This window comes from candidate division KSB1 bacterium, from assembly GCA_034521575.1.
Lineage (GTDB): Bacteria > Zhuqueibacterota > Zhuqueibacteria > Residuimicrobiales > Krinioviventaceae > JAXHMJ01.
The window spans coordinates 542,044-560,737 of record JAXHMJ010000002.1; the positions used below are offsets into that span (position 1 = coordinate 542,044).

Annotated in this window: 14 protein-coding genes; 1 reads left to right on the plus strand and 13 read right to left on the minus strand. The window is 45.9% G+C overall.

What is annotated here, in order from left to right; genetic code table 11:
- Nucleotides 1–11 precede the first annotated feature (11 nt).
- The 13 genes from U5R06_05260 to U5R06_05320 all read right to left on the minus strand — a co-directional run bounded on the left by U5R06_05260 (nt 12) and on the right by U5R06_05320 (nt 17,099).
- Nucleotides 12–1,103, minus strand: coding sequence for a sulfatase-like hydrolase/transferase (locus tag U5R06_05260; protein ID MDZ7722237.1), 1,092 nt, complete (start codon nt 1,101–1,103; stop codon nt 12–14).
- On the minus strand, nt 1,036–1,455 hold the full coding sequence (locus tag U5R06_05265) for a sulfatase-like hydrolase/transferase (GenBank protein ID MDZ7722238.1): 420 nt from the start codon (nt 1,453–1,455) through the stop codon (nt 1,036–1,038). Before U5R06_05265 ends, U5R06_05260 begins: the two co-directional genes overlap by 68 nt.
- Nucleotides 1,452–1,610, minus strand: coding sequence for a hypothetical protein (locus U5R06_05270; protein ID MDZ7722239.1), 159 nt, complete (start codon nt 1,608–1,610; stop codon nt 1,452–1,454). Before U5R06_05270 ends, U5R06_05265 begins: the two co-directional genes overlap by 4 nt.
- Nucleotides 1,611–1,642: 32 nt before the next feature.
- Nucleotides 1,643–3,151: a hypothetical protein gene (locus U5R06_05275; GenBank protein ID MDZ7722240.1), complete on the minus strand. Its 1,509-nt coding sequence runs from the start codon at nt 3,149–3,151 to the stop codon at nt 1,643–1,645.
- The gene (locus U5R06_05280) at nt 3,148–3,960 is read right to left on the minus strand and encodes a DUF1961 family protein (protein MDZ7722241.1); all 813 of its coding nucleotides are present in this window, start codon (nt 3,958–3,960) and stop codon (nt 3,148–3,150) included. The genes U5R06_05275 and U5R06_05280 overlap by 4 nt, the downstream gene beginning before the upstream one ends.
- A gap of 46 nt (nt 3,961–4,006) precedes the next feature.
- A complete protein-coding gene (locus U5R06_05285; protein MDZ7722242.1) occupies nt 4,007–4,642 on the minus strand; it encodes an enolase C-terminal domain-like protein in 636 nt (211 codons plus the stop codon).
- Nucleotides 4,611–5,222 (minus strand): hypothetical protein, encoded by a 612-nt coding sequence (locus U5R06_05290; GenBank protein ID MDZ7722243.1) that lies wholly within the window; start codon nt 5,220–5,222, stop codon nt 4,611–4,613. The genes U5R06_05285 and U5R06_05290 overlap by 32 nt, the downstream gene beginning before the upstream one ends.
- A 92-nt stretch (nt 5,223–5,314) precedes the next feature.
- A complete protein-coding gene (locus U5R06_05295) occupies nt 5,315–7,237 on the minus strand; it encodes a glycoside hydrolase family 127 protein (GenBank protein MDZ7722244.1) in 1,923 nt (640 codons plus the stop codon).
- A 258-nt stretch (nt 7,238–7,495) separates the two neighbouring features.
- Nucleotides 7,496–8,662, minus strand: a complete 1,167-nt coding sequence (locus U5R06_05300; GenBank protein ID MDZ7722245.1) for a sulfatase-like hydrolase/transferase — start codon at nt 8,660–8,662, stop codon at nt 7,496–7,498.
- A gap of 261 nt (nt 8,663–8,923) precedes the next feature.
- Complete coding sequence (locus U5R06_05305) at nt 8,924–9,922, minus strand: PorV/PorQ family protein (GenBank protein ID MDZ7722246.1); 999 nt, start codon at nt 9,920–9,922, stop codon at nt 8,924–8,926.
- A gap of 34 nt (nt 9,923–9,956) precedes the next feature.
- Entirely contained in the window at nt 9,957–12,119 is a 2,163-nt protein-coding gene (locus U5R06_05310; protein MDZ7722247.1) for a hypothetical protein, read from the minus strand.
- Between the two features lie 74 nt (nt 12,120–12,193).
- Nucleotides 12,194–15,460 (minus strand): carboxypeptidase-like regulatory domain-containing protein, encoded by a 3,267-nt coding sequence (locus U5R06_05315; GenBank protein MDZ7722248.1) that lies wholly within the window; start codon nt 15,458–15,460, stop codon nt 12,194–12,196.
- Between the two features lie 241 nt (nt 15,461–15,701).
- On the minus strand, nt 15,702–17,099 hold the full coding sequence (locus U5R06_05320) for a T9SS type A sorting domain-containing protein (protein ID MDZ7722249.1): 1,398 nt from the start codon (nt 17,097–17,099) through the stop codon (nt 15,702–15,704).
- A 260-nt stretch (nt 17,100–17,359) separates the two neighbouring features.
- Here U5R06_05320 and U5R06_05325 point away from each other — a divergent pair, with 260 nt between their 5' ends.
- Nucleotides 17,360–18,619, plus strand: coding sequence for a hypothetical protein (locus tag U5R06_05325; GenBank protein MDZ7722250.1), 1,260 nt, complete (start codon nt 17,360–17,362; stop codon nt 18,617–18,619).
- Nucleotides 18,620–18,694: the final 75 nt, after the last annotated feature.

The window sequence follows — 18,694 nt, forward strand, 5'->3', positions numbered from 1 at the left end:
TAAAGTGATGCCTAGTAATCATCATACGGCAAATCAAAATCAATCCACGCACAAAACCGCCGTAGACGTTCAGGCAAAGCCTTCATCTTTTGCATCATTTTTTGCCGGTACTCATCCGCTTCTGTTCCGGTCATCTGCGGTGCGGGCAGGTTTCGTAAAATATTAATAAACCGCTTTCTGGCAGTAATCACCTTCGGATCATTGGAATGGGTCACCTCTTTATAGTCTTCACCGTTGCGGCTGTCTCCGCAGTAATAAAAATAGCCAAACTCATCCGGACTGTTATATTCCAGCAGCCATCGTTTGTCACGCAGGACACGTTTATCGGAAAGAAAACTGAAACACCAATCCCGCACCGGCCCCGGCTCTCCTTTGACAATATGGGCAAAACTGTGACCGTCAATCACCCGATCAGTCGGGAGGGAAGCGCCGGTGAAATCCGCAATCGTGGGCATGACATCCGACAAATCCAGCAATTCATCGCTGACCACACCGTTTTGCAATAGTCTCGGCGCATTCACAATCATGGGAACGCGTGCACCCAGCTCGGTCGGTGTATACTTGCCATTATATTTTGTGCCATTATCACCTGTGAATAGAATGATAGTATTGTCACGCAGTCCGGATTCATCCAAAGCCTGAATTAGACGTCCGATCATTTTGTCCATATATTCAACATTTGCCGCGAGCCGTTCAGGGGCAGGTGCGTTCTGAATATCTGGCTGATCCGGTGTGGGATCCCAGGGCAAGTGAGTCAGACACATGGGATAATAAACCAGAAACGGCTGGTCTCCGCCGTTTTTCATAAAATCAATAATAAAATCCGTATACATATCCGGACCGTAATCATCCGGCTCTGTCTGCAGCTGTTTTCCGTTTTGTAAAATACCGGGATAATGGAATCTCGAAGGTTTCCCTGGTTTTTCCAGTCCACCTGAATACTCGATAGAATCCGGTATCTCGTTCATCCAGATACAATACTTGTCAAATCCCGTATCATAAACCAGGGTCGGAAGTTGCCCCGGCAGCTGCCATTTACCGGCGACCGCTGTGTGGTAGCCCTGTTCCTGGAACGATATCCGCAAATGTAATATGATAATCACCGATTTGTGCCTTTTCCGAATCCCCGGCTCCACCTACGCGATAGCGGTTATCGGTCCAACCGTTTCTGAATCCGTATTGACCGGTCATCAGCATCACTCGAGTGGGACTGCACACTGGTGCGGCGTAACAGGTACGGAAGCGGATACCGGTCTCTGCCAGGTTGTCCAGATTCGGTGTTTGATGGTGCGGATGTCCATAACAACCCAGTTCTTTGGCACCCAGATCATCCGCCATAATCAAGAGAATATTCGGGGGATGTTTTTTTCGGCCGCAGGCGCTGAGCGGCAGGAACATGGATGCTGTTCCTATTCCCATGAAACGGATAAATTGACGTCTGGATGATGGATTCACTTTAAATCTCCTCTAGTCAGAATTGTCGATTTTGTTTTTGTTTTCATATAGTTGATATCGCCATCGATCGCAGGCCAGGTATCAAAGTGCCGCTGCACAGGTACACCGTTTATTCGGGTAATCACCCAGCGGTCGTGTGCCGACTGACAAATCATACCCAATCCTAATTTCATCCGGATATTGAAATTCAGTGTATAATTGCTTTCTTTCCGGATTGGCTGAATTGAGGGCATTCAGCAGCTTTTGTGCATCTTTTCCATGATGGATGTAAAAAATGCCCAAATCCGGTTTGAGAATAGACCGCCAGCAGGCGATTTGCAGCAATCCGGTAAATACTCCAGTTTTCATCGGTTTCCACGGGATGATAGGCGTTCGGAACCTGCACCGGTCCCGCCGTGCACGCAAATCGTTTATAGACACCTGTGTTGTTCCAGTCCAACATCTGCTGGCCGGGTCCTGACATGTGAAAGGTTTGCTCCAGCGTCTTTGCATTGTCATCCAGCAGCAAAGTAATGGGTTTGGCCACGATCAGAGAGCGTTTGCCCTGATTGGCGCCGCCGGCTGACAGCAAATAATGAGGATCGCCGGAATAAATCTCGGGACAGGAATTGGTTCCGTGTCCGATTTTGACGAAATAGGGGAGAGGTTTGCTCAATGTCCAGTCTATAACCTTGTCCGGGGGGCGATACGGCAGCATGGCCGCCCATAATGCATGATGTTGTCCGCGTTCAATTTGTAAATCCAGTGTATCTGTATAAAAACTTGTCCAGACCTTCATCATGGCGGTATGATAATCCACTTTCAGGCCTGTGCGAAAATCTGTCCGGAACAACCGGCGATACGGCGGAAAATGTTTGAATTTAAAACTGCCCAGCGCATAATACCAGTTTGCCAGGTCAAGCAGTTTGCGCGCCAGTTTCTGAACCTCACCTGAAGCAAAGGCTTCAAGGTTCAGCAACGCGCAGAATGTATAGCCCAAATAAGGATCGGAATTGTATTCATAAAATCCACATTCTTTAATTTCCCGTAAATAATTGACCAACCCTTTCTTCACGCCGTTCTCTTTGTTGTTGTATTCGCGCTGCTTGTAGCCGTGATTCCACATCCATTGGTTTACAAGATATCTTGAACTCCCTGTCATAAGAATATGATTTTCCGAATCCTGTATCCATGTAAAAGGAACATTACGGCTGAAGCCATTTCCTTTTATAGTCAGGATATGATCGATAAGGTGCTTTCGGGTTTGAGGGTACAGACGATCAGGCTTTTCATCAAATAAATACAACAGGGGTGTAAATCCCGCGGTGTTGAAATTGTAGCCGCCTTTGGGATTCAACAACCAGCGTGACCCGGATACCCCGGTGGCCTGTTGCCGCATCAGATACTGATTGATTTCATCGATGCGGATGCCGAGCAACAGATTGCTCAGCACAATTCGAGGGACTTTGACATCCACTTTTTCACCGTCCTGCCACTCGAACAAGTCGAAATCCGTCCAATAGTGAAACAGCTGCTGCTGTAATGCCGAGTTTGGTCTGGGGACATAGGTGCGCTTGTCCGGGATCTCTATATTGCCTTTGTTAATAGGATGCCTGTTACTCTGATTTAGGAATAAGGTGAAAATGAAAAATATCGCCAGCAACACAAGGGGAACGGCGGCAAGACCTCGCAAAATATTCTTTTGAATACGTTTCAATCTTTGATGCTCCATACTTTGAAATCCCGATAGCGGAAATGCGACCAGCGCATTTGACGGAATCCGATTTTGCCGTTCCGAAGCATCGGACCCGCGATTTGTCCATCATCGGTCCAGTCGATGATGCATCTGTGATCCACGTACATGACAATATGTCCGCCGTCCTTTATTAATTTCATATGATGAATACGTTTAGAGGCTGTCGGGATGCCTTCATAGCCGATTTGAGCCAGATGAAAGCCGCTGTTTTTGCGCAGATGCGATCTGCGGCGGTCGGGATTGTGCGGCGCATTGGCATAATAGGAGATATGGTAATTATTGATCCGGCCGTTGATATAGGATTTGAATCGGCCCTGGCGTTCCGGCAATGCCGGATTAAAGATGCTCCGGCTGTTGACACCCTGTGCCGCAAAAAACACAATGCATAATCCGGCTTTGGGTTTTATATTTTGGGCCTGCCACTCGGCGATAAAACGATCCGGAAAATCCATGGGACACCAGAATACATGATGACCGGGAGTAGAAATCCATTGAATCCAATGCCAGTCGTGCGCATGCATGTGCATCCAACTGTCTTTGAATTCTAATTGTCCTGGACCTTCCATGACCCAGTCTGCCATCAGAACAGAGTCAGACATCGGGTTTTTATACAATAGGTCGCCTTTGGCCTGTTCAAATGGATCAACAGCGCCTGGATCAATAAGGGGATCAATCTGTTCCGATTTTTCGCCTCCAGTGCAGGCAATTAGAAAAAGCAAAAGTGGTAAAAATCCGGCAGCTCTGCGAAAAGTCCTGCATGTTGAGTTCATTATTGATCCTTTAATCATATTAAATTATTAACCATCCGGGACAGCCTTATAAGGAGCAATAGTCATCAGCCATTTTTCTTAAAAACTGATCATCCACTTCAAGCCCGAAACCCGGTTTGGGTTGCATGGTAATCAGGCCGTGTTTTTGAAATGTCGATTTTGAAATGATGGCTTTTAAAAACACCTCACTTTCCTGGGGTTTTTCAATCGCTTCCACCCACGAAGCGCCTACACCTATGGCAATCTGCTGCCAGGCACTGCAGCCGGGACCGATCAGACTTGCATCGCCAATCATAATGCCATGGCCCCATTGTTTGATTTGTTCAGTGACCTGTATCATGTGTCGAATACTGCCGAGTCCTGCAGGATGCATGTTATAATATCTCCCCATATCGGGGATCAGACTCTCCAGTGCAAGCCATGAAGTCCGGGTTGGCCGGTCCGGAACCAGTGCGAGACCGTCTACTTTTTCCTGCAGCTCAACCCATTGCCGGTTTATCAATTCAGCCGGGTCCTCACAGGCATCCAAACCGTGATCATATAACGATCTCAAGATTACAGCCAGATCATCCAGCGAGTCAAAGGATGTATAACCCCGGTTGACATCACCGAGAATAAAAGCGTCAGGACCCATCACTTTCCGAACCTGCTCAACGACCTGCTGGTCCAGGTTGCTGATCACCGAATAACTTGACCTTTATATGACTGGTAAAGCCTTGCTCTTTGGCCAGTTGCGCTTGCTCTGCCGCTTTTTTTGGATTATCCTCCAGTATGGTAAACAAACCGGAGACCGGCTCATCACCGGTCAAACCCAGATACTCGTTTGCTGATATGCCCTCAGTACGCGCTGCGAGATCGATCAACGCCAGTTCCGTGAATTCCAGCTGACGTTTGTCCCATGCACTGTCCATGCGCCGCTGTTCCAAAATGGCAAAGGCCTCATCAAGGGATGCTCCTTTCAGATCCAGCAAAAAGTGACCCCATTCGCAAATATCAAGATCAGGGTTGTTTTTATCCGCAATTGTTTCAGACCAGCCGGCATGGCCGTCTCCTGACAGCTTTAAAAATGCATGCTGACGGTTCTGCCATGTACTGTGACTGAAATGGCGGGCTTTTTCCACATCCACACGGTATAATTCAATAGTATCGATCTGCAATGTCCTGTTTTCTGCTTGTTCGCAACTCGAAAGAACAAACAATAAGAAAACCAGGAAGCAAATCAAGTCGCTCAATGTCCGGGACCGCTGTTTTCGTTTTTTCATGATCATTCCTAAGAATTTTCTGTCATCATCAGATATCCGATTTATCATACAAAAAGGTCGGCTCATATATAACATGAACATCGAATAATTTATTAGTCACCGATTCGTTCGAGCATAAACTCATTTGGATCAGGAATATCCTGCCAATACCGGGCATCCTGCTTTTTTGATATCACCGGCAGACAGGTTATTCGGAGATGCGCCGCTCCCATGGGTATCATGTCTATCCACTCGGTTTTTTCATCAGAGTGTACAGGTCCCTGACGCAGGGGATCAACAGTATGTTTGACAGACGCCTTCCAGCCGGGGATTTTTCGGGCCGGAATTTTCAGGGTAACAGGTACGGATTTTTCATCCCAGGGCTGATCAGGGATTTGCTCTTTGATATGGATACGAATATCTTTATCGATGACCAGACCGTAATTCCAGTCAGATGCCGGTAAAAGTTCCCATTTATTATCACTCCATCCGGACGCACCGGACATTTTATTAATCCAATTCCCTTGGATGCGCACCGAATAACTCAGAGGACCCCGATTGACGGTTACACTTTTTGTTCGCGGCCAGTGAGTCAGTGTGACTTTGGGTTTGAACTCTAACATAATTTCATCATCGTCACGCCATTGCCTTTCAATCTTGATAAATCGTCCCGGTTCATCTTTGATCAATTTCTGTTCATTGTTAATCACGAGAATTAATCGATCCGCCCATAACGGAATCCTCAGATAAAGAGGGAAATGGACTGCTTTTTCCAAATCAAATTTGAACAGAATTTGATCCGAAAAGGGAAAAGCCGTGCGGCTGATAACCTGGATATCGGCACCCGATTCACCGACTTTGGCATTAACTTTGTTCGGTCCGTATAACCAAGCGATCAATCCGTTATCCGCTGATGCCTTCCACATATTTTTGACAAACCACGGCCAGCCCATGCCCGTATTATGCAGGCAGCATCGATGGGTATTGGCTGCAAAGACAGACGTTCCGTGAAAGGGTTTTCTCTGTCTGTTCTGTTTCTGGTAATCCATATCACGTACGGAATAGGCCATATTGGCAGCTGTAAAATAGCGCACCGCTTTCAAGTCCGGAGTATGACAAGCCGGGAGCCAGTTAAACGTAAGATCTTCGATTTTATCCGCATATTCAATATTCCCGGTCAGGTCACCGAGGATATAAAAGCTTTTATTACCTTCCACAATGCCGCAGGATTCAAATCCCTGTCTGGGGTCGATTCTACCGATTCTGATACGTTCATCCGCGGCAAAAGCGCCGCGCGGCATTTGGCCCCAGGTCTGCATCATCTGATCATAAAAATAGCGGCTTTGATTCAGATAATACTCATCACCTGTCAATGTATACAATTGTGCCGGATAGCGGAACCGTTGCATAAAATGAACATTGTGATGATCCAGCCACTGGCTGAGCGGTGGCTGGATTTTTTGGTAAATTTTCAGAGTCAAATCCAAAAGCCATTCATCTTTTGTACGAGCATAGAGCCAATAGATTTGCGGTATAAAATCACCCGCACGTGCCAATTGGACACGCTGTTTTGAACTGAAATGTTTATCAAGATATTGACTGTTTTTTTCAAAATTCCACGAAAATCGGGAAAGAAACAATTCCTCAGGCAAATCAGCACAATACCGGAAAAAGCCGGTCAGCATCGGTATAACCCGCTCATCCTTTGTCACTTCATAATGACTGATCAACACATCATTCATTACCATATGCGGCCACAAATCCGTCATCGAGTCACTCACAGCTTCTGAAACAATCAGTTTGTTCGTCTCAGAGCCGTAATAGCCGTCGTTCTGCTGAGAATTGATGACCGCTTCAATCCATTTATCAGCAACTGAATCAATCCGTGAATTTTCGGTCAACACCGAAAGATCATAGAATCCGCGAAGCCAGTACGGCGCTTCCTCCCAGCCGCGTTCATCGCCGCCGAGCCATCCGCTGTTTTCCTGCAGATAGGGGCTGATTTCATAAAGGTAGCCTGTATATCCTTCTGTCATTAAGTCGAGCTGTGTTTTCAGCCATCCTCCGGCGTGAACACTGCCGACAGGCAGATTTAACAGAAAACAGGGCCTGAGCGGCCTGGGCATGGAAATATATGATTGATTTATTTCTGTAATATCAGGTTTGTCAACAATATCAAAAAAAGGCTTTTCTCTCTTGAAGTTTATTATAATAACTATACTTGAAAGAATATATATAATTTCCCGATATTGCATAAAATATTTATCCCGTTAAAGTAAATTCCAGGTTTTTTTCTAATACTCTACATGTTGATAAGATGCGAGAGCCTTTTGCAATTTCTGTCTTGCTGAGGTTGCTTTTGGTGTCTGATTATTTTTTGAAACAGGATGACTTTCCAATGGATCGTTTTTAATATCAAACAACTGTCCGCTATCATAAAGTTTCCAACGTTGATCACGAGCAAAGCGAATTTCTTTATTCGAATAACCCGATTTTTTTGGATTAAAACTGCAGAATACCCATTCACGTGGATTTTCTTGTTTACCTAAAAGCTGTGGAAAAAAACTGACCCCGTCGATGGGAATGACGGTGGACAGCGGAATATCGCCTAATTCAGCCACGGTCGGAAGAAAATCTGTAAAGTCGACAAGATCGTTACTGATCATACCCTCTGGAGTATGGCCTTTCCAATTTGCAATAAGAGGCACACGTGTTCCTGCATCTGTTGTTTGCCCCTTACCACCTCGAATCGAAACCTTGCCGAGTTTTGAAACAATTTGTTCATGCGTTCCGTTATCAGTTGTGAATAAAATCAATGTATTCTCACGGATACCAAGTGTGTCTAATTTATCAACAATGCATCCGACAATTTTATCCACATAAGCAACCATATCGGCAAAGTTCTGATTTGAGCTCCTTTCAGAAGCGCCAGTGTTCTCTGAATTTATAAGACTATCAGGTGTAGGCCGAAATGGACGATGAGGCAAAACCATGGGATAATAGACAAAAAATGGATCATTGCGGTGTTTTGTTATAAAACGTGTGGCAAATTCACAAAACACATCCGGACCATATTTGTTCTCCAGATTTTTTAATTTTTTGCCATTTTGATAGATAGTCGGATTTGCGTAGCGTGATCCTTTTATTGCGGCAAATCCAGAACCAATATTCCAAAAACAATATTCATCAAAACCTGCCTTTTGCGGAGCATTTAAATCACCTTTAAGCTGCCATTTACCTGAAAGACATGTGGCATAACCTCCTTTTTTCATGACATCTCCAAAAGTCCTTTGGTGCAGATCAAGAGTGCCCCAGCCTGTATAATTTCTGAAATTATATTGTCCGGTCATGATCTGTACCCTCGAAGGTGTACACAACGGCTGGGAATAACAATGCATGAACTGAATTCCGGTTCCTGCAAGTTTGTTCCAATTCCGGGGTCGAATAAGATGTGCTACCATAACAGCTTAAACATTCATACCCCATATCATCGGCCATGATTAAAATGATATTGGGCTTGCTTTTTTGTAATGTTTGACCTTTAGTCAAAGATAAACAAACAAATGGAATGATTCCGGTCGCTATTTTTATAAAATGGCGACGTGAAGTGTTTTTTTCACTCATCTTGATCCTCAATTGCAATAAAAATTAAAAAATAATATCTTGCTTTATCATGTTCAGCAACCTGACTGACAGTTCAATAATATTCCTTTAATATCGAATCATAGCGCAAACGTAAACGACAGCCGATTCACAGCATCAAACACCTGCATATCTGAATACGAGTAACTGAGTTCGAATAGTTTACCACCGATTTCGGGCCGGATCCCGAATCCGGCTGAAAAACCGGCAAGATCCCGGTTGAACTCATAACCGGCGCGCAGCGCCAACACCCCTATCAGTGTGTATTCACTACCAATGTTCACGCGTTCGGTATAATTATTCGGATGCAAAAATTCAACAGAAATCAAAAACGGATCACCCTGGTAATCCGGACTGATCACCTGCAAGACATCTATGCCCATACCCACCATAAACACCATGGGCATCTGTACACTGATCTCTTCATATTTTACATCGGTGGAAAAATTTCGGATCGCCATCGCAAAACGAAAACGTTTGAAATCTGTTTGATATTTAATACCGAAATTAAAGATCACCTTGTCCACAGAATTTTCGACCGTGCCGTTGTCCAGCCTGGAATCTCCCAGATTCTGACCGACATACTGCACCAGTCCTCCCATGGAGAATTGTGTGCTGATGCGCCTGGCATAGGCCAGGCCGAGTGCGTATGCACCGATATCCAGATTTCCGGTCAACCGGTAGCCCTGGGGATCGGACAAGGACACGAGTTCCACGCCCTGGATATCGCCGTAATCCACGGATAAAAAACTGATTCCAAACGTTCCCAGAGTACCGAAATTGCGGGCCAAACCTCCGGCCAGATAGTTGATATCTGCAATCCATTGTGTTTGCGATAAAAATGCACTCAGACCGGCATCCGGTATCTCGGCCAGTCCGGCTGGATTGTAAAACATACTCTCTACATCATTACACACTGCCGTATACGCATTGCCCATTGCAGCCGCTTTTGGCGAAACACCCACTTTGAGGAATCCCATGGTGCTCTGGGCGACTTTTTTTATTCCGACCTGGGCATGAACGGAAAACAGACCGAAACAAAATATGATGATTATAGATCTTTTTACCAGTTTTTTCATTTTACCAGTCTCCCTTTAGCTTTCGTTTGCGCAATTATCGAGCGACCACGAATTTACGAAACGCCACTTCACCATCCTTTTTCTCAAACGTGGCGATATATACCCCGCTGGAGATCACCTGTTGATAATCCGTAAGCATATCCCAATAGGCCGAACCAATTTCCAAAGGACTGTCGTGTACAAACGAATAGACCTTGTCGCCGTCTTCGGTATAAATCGTGATCTCACAAAAAGCCGGCAGGTTGAAAAATACAATGCCGCGATAGTCCGTCCATCCCTGGGCAATCACCCGGGGGTCATTGATATTGTAAGGGTTCGGCGCAATCACAATATCTTTCAATGTCTCTGTGCCGCCGCGCATGGGTTTGACAGAAACCGGCGTCGGTAACAAGGATCGGCCGCTCCAAAGCATTTTACCGCGCTGTTCGGGCAGGGCGTTCATGTTGTTTTCCGAGATTCTTATTCCGGATTGAATATAGTAATAATAAGAAGCACCAAATTGAACATCATCATCCTCGTAGGTATGTTCCAGTCGTTGTAATTCATCCGGTGTGAGGGAGGCGATGACATCAAAAGACGCTGTGTCCATATTGGATTTGCGGCGCAGAATTCGGTAGCCGGAAAAATTCGACAACGCTTCAGCTTCAGGACAACTCCAGGTCAGTTTGGTATAGCCGCCGAACGGCTTGACCTGCATATTCGGAGCCGGTGGGGCAGAGGGGACTTTCCAGTCGTGCTCAAAATTCCAGCGCGCCCGGTACATGGCGTTATGCACCGAATCAATACTTGTGCTCAGCCACAAGTCTTTATTGAGGTCCATTGGTGTGGCGCCTTCCGGAAAGGCAAAGTTGTCCGGGAAAAAACCTGTCTCCGGATCTGGCAAGCCTTGCGGCGGTTCCAGTGTCTGATCCAGCATTTTCCTGCCGATCTCGGTTGCTTTTTGCACTGAAAGTCCTGATTCTCCGACCACATACACATAGCGGATCTGTTCACCTGGCGCCCATTCATCATAGGGCCCTATGGCCGCGTACACATGGTTGCCGGAATGAAAAGAAACCATCTGGGAAAATGCCTGAAAATCAGGGTTTCCAAATTCATCATTGTTAATATGATGATGCGTTCCTGCGGGCGAATCCGGCTTTGGATGTCGGTCTGATTCAGCGCCGTAAAACGTCTCAAACGTTCGCTCATCCGGATGAGAGTAATCACCGCTGCCGCCGCCGATGGTTTTCGCAACGAATGTCGTAATCGGCTGAACCGGATCATCCACATCCTGCGCCGGATTTGAATACGGTTCTTTCGAAACATGCAGAAATCCCCAAAACGGCGCTCCGGGCTGAATGAGCCGGTTTTCCTGACCAAAGCAGGGATTGCCCATGGTATCACCGCTCTGCTTGGGATCATCAGCATGGTAGTAATAATAGACCCGCTGACTGTCAGCCAACATGGCGCCGTAATAATGCCACCATAAATAATGTTCGGGACTCAATCCTTCAGGTTCCGGAACGGTTCCCCAGGCACGCGATGCTTCATCCCAGGCCTGCGAAAGAACAACGTTCTTGAATGTCTGTTCTTCAGCATAGCTCACCTGATGTGTGACATTGGTGAACGTCCAGTCTGCGACAATATAATCGTCATGATTCTGATTATGAAACGCAAACACCTTGCGCTCTGCACGTACGCCATTGGGATAATCGAATGTGCTGGTCACAATCTGGTCACTGTTGCCGATCATTTCATCAGGATTGACCTCACCCAATACACTGGAACCAACATGCTCATCATTGACAAGATTTTCTGGGTAACCATAGCGCACATAACTTTTGAGCGGTTCTACCATATTGGGGCGGGTATCGATTTCTGCGATAACCGGCGCCCAAACACTTTGAGGGTAAACCTCTCCGTCGGGAGGTATGTAATCATACATATGGATGGATACATCTTTTGCTCCTCCTGACAACAGATGCCGATGCTGTCCGAAAGCGTAGACATTAAATTCTGCCGGAAACCAGCCGCTGCTGACGGCTCCCATGGTATTTCCCGGTACATTAACCACAGCCCAGATTCGACCCGTTTTCATCAGTTCGGTCTGACTATCCTGGGCGTGGACGGGGGAAACAAACAGCGCTGACGCTAAATTGAAACACAGCATCCACAAAAAGATAAACCGTGTTATCTGTATAAAATTATATCGCATTTTTATCTCCTTCATTATCGCTTTACAATACGGCCTCATCATTCCTTTCAAAGCGGTTATTAAAATCATATGCTTTAGAATCGCAAAGACAGGCCGAACCAGATATCACGCGGTTGATCAAACAGCCACAGACTGTTATTCGGATCATTAATGTACGGCTTTTCATCCGAGCGAAGTTCACCCGGTTTGTCCTTTCCGGGTTCATACAATCCGGGATTGGCAACTCGTAATCCGTCGAAATCGGAGGAATTATAAATGGGCAGTTTCAGAGAAGAAAAATAAGCCTGTTGATCACCGCTGCCGTCAAAACAGAATCCACGATTCATAATCATATGCTTGTTGTTAAATAGATTGGTGACATTGATATAGGCCTCCAGATGCAGTCCGGATATTTCAAATTCTTTTCCCAGTTTGGCATCCACTTTGTGGTAATCCGGCCACTGCAAATTATCCTGCAGGTGCAGTTTACCCAGCGGATTCCAGGTAAAATATCCGCCGGCGCGCCACATGGGCATCACACTGATCAGCCATCCGCCCAGCGGGTGCAGTCCCAGAATCCTCAGACCAAACCGTTCGGGCACATGAAAGGTGACATTGGCTCTGAAACTCGGACGCGGCAGCAGGGTGCTTTCCTGCCCCTGGTAGAGTCCGAATTGCTCTTCTTTTGAAGGATCTTGATAAAACGCTTTTCGTCCAACATGACCTGATTTTTTGTACAGAAAATCAAAATTGGCCCATCCGGTAATCCAGCGCCCGTAATTCTTGGTCACACTGATTTCAGCGCCCAGTATATCTTCATAATTATTATTGAGATAACTGTCATACATCACAGAACCGGTCTCATTTTCATAATGAACGCTGCCGTGTTCGCCGGTCACATCTTTATAATAACCGCTGATACGGATTAAAAACTGGTCGAGTAAATTATATTCCATTCCGGTTTCATAGGAAATCGTGCGCGGCGGGGCCAGATTGGGATTGCCCAGTTCCTGAACGCCCCATTTCATGGGCCGGGCTCTGACAATATATTGTTCATGCCAGGGGATCAGGGAGCGAAAATGCCCGTAATTGAAATAATATTTGGAACGCTCAGTCACCGGAAATGACAGTCCAAGACGCGGACTCAGAGTAAAATGTGTTCTCACCGGCTGCATGATTCCCAGCGAATCCCAGACCTCGAATTCATTCAGTCCGTAATCCTCAATCGTACTTTCAGCATGAATACCGAAAATATCAGCGCTGAACGGATCACCCTGCGGCCATTTACCGCCGGGATCGTAATAATCACAGCGAAGACCGATGTTGGCCACCACACCTTCATAAGTGATCTGATCCTGTACATATACGGCGGCGGAAAAGGGTTTTTTGCTCCATTTAAATACATTGTGTCCGCCGAAATTATTGTGGACATATGATTGAACCCGGTGCTCAAAATTTGTCGTGATATTAGCGTCAATACCGGCTTTGACCAAATGGTGATAAGTCAATTGACTGTTGATATCGAATTTCAAACGTATGGTCTGCACCTGGGTGCTGTCAAACCAGGCGGGTGATTTTCTGGAAAACCGACGGTCCGTAGTGCCGAACGGCTGGTTCCATTGATTGTGTGCAAAATCATCCACAATGTCCGAACCCGCACTGTAATAATAGGGCATTTCATTGACTTTGATCGGACCAAATTCAGCAACCGGCTCTGAACTGCGTTTGCTGTAGTTTTCATGGAATTCGTCTACACTTATTCTTAAAAAGTCATCCAGGTCAATATACTCGGCCCATGTCGGATAGGCTTCAGTTTTATGCGACTCTCCGCTGATGGAAAAGTTCCAGAATGTTTTCGGATTCACTGTTTTGGTCAATTTCAGACCCAAAAGAGAAGTATAATTGTCCATGGGGCTGAAATAGCCGGGCATGAAAATATACATTTCGTTGCCCGCGGTCACATTCGTGATATTATTCAAGGGTATGGCGTTGCCGATGACACCCGATTGCCGCCAGTTGCTGGTTGATCCGTAAAACATGCCGTACTGTTCGCTGTACAACCCGTTCAGCGTCAGTTTCAGGCTTTTAGATAGATTGGACTGGATGGTCAAAGTCGAAACGTTTTTATTGATACTGGGACGACTGTTGGGTTGGGTATAATAGGATTCATTTGAATTGTGTGACAGATAAAAGGTGGCGTCTCCCAGATACTTGCCGATAACCGGGATCGGACCGCCGAACCCAAAATCGATATTATAGTCGGAATGACTGCCTTCCGGTTCATGTGTATGGTCTTTAAATTTCTGCTGCAACTCCTCCGGCACCGCATATCCCAGTTCTGCCAGTTTTTCAAATGGCGGTTCGGTTGTGTGCATCCATGCGTTCCACAGATACAGATCCAGCGGCGCAGCCTGTTCCGCTTCAGATTTGCCCATATTGTAAAGCTGTGCCAGCTTATTCCAGCCGACAAAGGTGGCGTTTTGTGCCAATACGTATGGATTATCCGCCCAGGCTTGATCGGTTCCGATAAAAGCGATTTGTGGATCCACTCTGGGTCTCAGCAGAAAATTATAAGGATCATACAGTGATTTTCCAAACCGTTTCATATGCGGAACATTCATCGACGCATCAAGACGACCGCTGTAACGCTTTCTGTCACCTTTTTTCGTGGTAATTTCCAGCATGCCGGAGCGGAAATTGCCATATTCCGCATTATAGCCTCCCTTGATCACCGAAACCTGTTCAACAGCGCTAAGCGGGATGGAGGCTTTAGGGGTTCCCATGCGTTCATTGACAAATGTGAATCCGTCCACCATGGTTCCGGTTTGGTCCGCGGACCCGCCGCGAATCGATAGATCACCGGAGACACCCGCCTGTTTTGTGACAAAATCCTGCAGCTGCCGCACTGCCGGTGCTTCAGTAATCTGTTCATTGGTCACCACTTCCTGGCTGTATGATATCTCTGTGTGCATAATATCTCGTTCGGCAGATACAACCACCTGCTCGCCCTGTATCACCGTTGGTTTCAGGGCGAAATTGAGTGTGGTATTGCGCCCCATGGAAACCAAAACATCGGTTTTAACCAGCTTGGCATATCCGATCATGGATGCCGAAATCTCATAAACTCCAACCGGGACATTGAGGATCACATAGCGTCCCTGAAGATCAGTGGCTGCTCCCAGACGCGTACCTGACACCACCACATTCACACCAGGCAGGGTTTCATTGGTTTCCGCATCCCGAACGATACCGACAATTTTTCCGGTTGTGGCTGCAAATAAACCAGCCTGAAAACAGATGCTCAAAGCGATGACAAGAACCGAAAACAATACATAAGGTCTGTTACTTGTCTTGTATCCCATTGTACTCCTCCATGTGTGCACATGATTTTGTCATGAGCTGCCATCCATTGCATTAAGAAAAATTAAGTTTAAAAAATAAATCAGATGGCGTTCACAATAAATCGTGGAAATCAGCTTGATTGACGATAATTCTATCCTGCTTTTGCATCAAACAGCAGCCAGTCCTATGGACTGGTCTGCTGTTTATGCCCTGTGACATCAACCGGCATCCGGTCAATGTAATTAATCCTGCTTGTTGTTTTTACTTTATGAGCAGCATCTTCTTTTCAGCCACCTGTGAACCAGCGGAAATCCGGTAAACATAAATCCCGGAGGGCAAATCAGAAGCATTAAACTGAATCGAATGGCTGCCCGCATTCAATGACTCATCAACAAGTGTAGAGACAATCTGACCCAAAGTATTGTGTACCGTTAATGTGGTCCATCCGCTCTCGGACAGGTTGAACTCGATGGTTGTTGCGGGATTGAACGGGTTCGGATAATTCTGTTTCAGGGTAAAGCCGTTTGGTGTTGATACCGGTTCGGATGCAACAGCCGTTGCTGTCGGGTCCCAGCGTACATCACCCAGGGCTGTGCCGTCATCCGCTTCACCCAAAGCCGGTGAATCTTCCGCGAGCGTGAAGTCAGCGTCCGGCCCTGGATCCAATGCCAACGGCGCGTTGGCGAATTTCGGGTCCACATCCCACCAGTTGTTTTTGGCGTCTGTGCTGTCCGCAATATTAATGGCATCCGTCATGTAAAACAGATTGTACTCGACCATCGTGTTTTCATTATCACGGATTTGAATCGGATCTTTTACATTGTCGCCGCCTGGTTCTGCGCCCAAATCGCCGACGATTTTGGCGAAAATATTATTCTTGATCGTGATGCTGTTGGGGTCTTCAACAGAATAGCGTAATTGCATGGCTCTGTCACCCAGCGCATAAAAAGTATTGTGCAGAATATGAATCTCGGGATTGCTGCCGTTGCCCCGATCCTCCGCACGAATCGATTTGCGGTCGCTTTGCCAGAATGTATTGTTTTCAACCCAGAGAAAATTGAGAATGGCATTTTTCGTGGTCATTGCTTTGGGCGCTTTGTAAAAGAGAGAATTGGTGACGATGCAGGAATCAATTCCGACAAAAGCACTGGCGTGATCACCGCTTTCACCATGTACAACACGACCCCACGGCCAGAACAAATGATGAATAAAACAGTCATCAATGGTGAATTTATCAATCATCTGAAGCGTGGTCTCCCAACTGATGTTAAACAATGCAGCAAGCGCTTTATATTGACTGGTATCGGCCATGCCGCAGTCAAATTCCAGACCCTGAACGGTGAAATCGCAATCGGACAATTCAAATCCAAAAGTTTCTGCCGCAATGTTACCTCCGCTTGGGAAGGCGGGAAATGAAATCACCGGACGCGTGCTGTATCCGTCTTCCGCCTTGATGGTCAATTCGATGCCGTCGACAGCAATCGGCAGAACCGTCTGATCGGTTTCACGGTACTCGCCGCCGTCCTGCAGCACCAATACATCGCCGTTATTCGCAGCTGCTATAGCGGCGCTCAGTGTCGCGTCACCCGGTTCGACCTGAACCTCTGCGGAAAACAAAGCAAATGGAACCAGCAACAGAACAAAAAACCAATTTCTCATGTGAACCTCCTGTTGAAATGATTATAATTTAGAATTAAAGGTCAAACCCTTGTCAAGAACTGCACCTCCTGTGAAAGATTTACGGGTAATTTGAACTGCCCTATAATTAATGGATTTAAATGCTGAAACCAAGTAATAAACTGTTAAATCAACCGTTTAAAACGGTTAAAAAGTGATTTTGAACACCTGTTTTTAAACCGGTTCATTTTTTATCTTGCGTATCCAAGTCGTTACCATTATATTTTAAGGACAAGTTAAGCTTGGAAATATGGACTATGCTCGATAAAAACGCCAAACAAGATATTTTAAAAAAAATCCTGTCCAGCGCCGATTTTGAACATTCTGAGAAACATCAGAAACTGTTAACATATCTGTTTAATGCGTCTATCAAAGGCGAAATCCCTCACGAGCACTCTATTGCTTTTGATGTGTTTAACAAAGACGGGAAATTCAATACAAATGAAGACACCACCGTCCGCGTTAATGTCTATCACCTGCGCAAAAAACTGGCAAAGTATTATCAAAATGAAGGAAAACATGACAAGATTCGGGTTAAAATACCTACCGGACATTATTCGCTAAAATTCATCCGTTATGCAAAAACCAGACGATTTTCCAAAACACATGTGCTTCAAATCATTGCCGGGCTGGCCGTTCTGATTATCATACTCCTGGCCGTCTCCAGCCTTTATTTGTACAATCAAAACCGAATATTAATCAATCAGGTCAAGCCGTTTCCGCAAAAACTGGATCACTATCCCATATGGTCCAATTTTCTAGACTCTTCCTTTCCAACTTTGATTGCTTTGGCAGAAATCTTTCATTTCAAAAAATATGATCCTGTACTGGACACCTGGGTACTCAGCCGTTTGGGATCTGTTGAAAATGAGACTGATTTGCAGCAACTTGAGGAGCAGTATCCATCGCTTCAGTTCGACTTGTGTCCAGCCGGTGCACCTGGCCGTTTTACGATGAACAGTATCGGCCCGCTGGTTTACGTTCAGCCCTTGTTCACACAGTCCGGTAAAAATTTCAGATTACAGCGTTCCCAGGCCATCACACCGGGAGACCTCAAGAAAAACAATATCATTTATCTGGGATACTATCAATCTTTGGGTGTTTTCAAGGATGTGACCCAAAAGTTGAGTTTTTATTTTGATATGGATCAAAAACTGGCAATCGCCAAAATGGGCAGCGGAGATTCAACGTTGATTTTCAAACACGCCGGCTCGTTCAAAGAACATCACAATGATTACAGTATTGTCTATCATCTGCCGGGGCCGAATGCCAACAGTGTGCTCATTATCTCGAGTTTCACATCCACCGGAACCATGGGCGTGGCCAAATATCTCACCAATCCCGCCCAGTTACTGGAATTGAAAACCATGTTTATCGAAAAGTACAATCATATGCCCGATTATTTCGAACTTGTTTTTCAGGTGAGCGGCTATTATCGAACCGATTTTAATGCGCAAATCAAAGCCTACCGCCGAATTGATCCGGATATTGATTTGTGGTAGTACCTCGGTGTACTGCATGGTTTTCTTGAAATAATTATCTTTCTCCCAAAAAGAGGGGGATTTGAAATGATGTTT

What these genes read in the sequence shown, in the direction of transcription:
- U5R06_05300 (MDZ7722245.1), bottom strand. Translation starts at nt 8,662, where the DNA reads ATGGTAGCACATCTTATTCGACCCCGGAATTGGAACAAACTTGCAGGA.
- U5R06_05315 (MDZ7722248.1), bottom strand. Translation starts at nt 15,460, where the DNA reads ATGGGATACAAGACAAGTAACAGACCTTATGTATTGTTTTCGGTTCTT.
- U5R06_05270 (MDZ7722239.1), bottom strand. Translation starts at nt 1,610, where the DNA reads ATGATTTGTCAGTCGGCACACGACCGCTGGGTGATTACCCGAATAAAC.
- U5R06_05320 (MDZ7722249.1), bottom strand. Translation starts at nt 17,099, where the DNA reads ATGAGAAATTGGTTTTTTGTTCTGTTGCTGGTTCCATTTGCTTTGTTT.
- U5R06_05310 (MDZ7722247.1), bottom strand. Translation starts at nt 12,119, where the DNA reads ATGCGATATAATTTTATACAGATAACACGGTTTATCTTTTTGTGGATG.
- U5R06_05295 (MDZ7722244.1), bottom strand. Translation starts at nt 7,237, where the DNA reads ATGACAGAAGGATATACAGGCTACCTTTATGAAATCAGCCCCTATCTG.
- U5R06_05290 (MDZ7722243.1), bottom strand. Translation starts at nt 5,222, where the DNA reads ATGAAAAAACGAAAACAGCGGTCCCGGACATTGAGCGACTTGATTTGC.
- U5R06_05305 (MDZ7722246.1), bottom strand. Translation starts at nt 9,922, where the DNA reads ATGAAAAAACTGGTAAAAAGATCTATAATCATCATATTTTGTTTCGGT.
- U5R06_05280 (MDZ7722241.1), bottom strand. Translation starts at nt 3,960, where the DNA reads ATGAACTCAACATGCAGGACTTTTCGCAGAGCTGCCGGATTTTTACCA.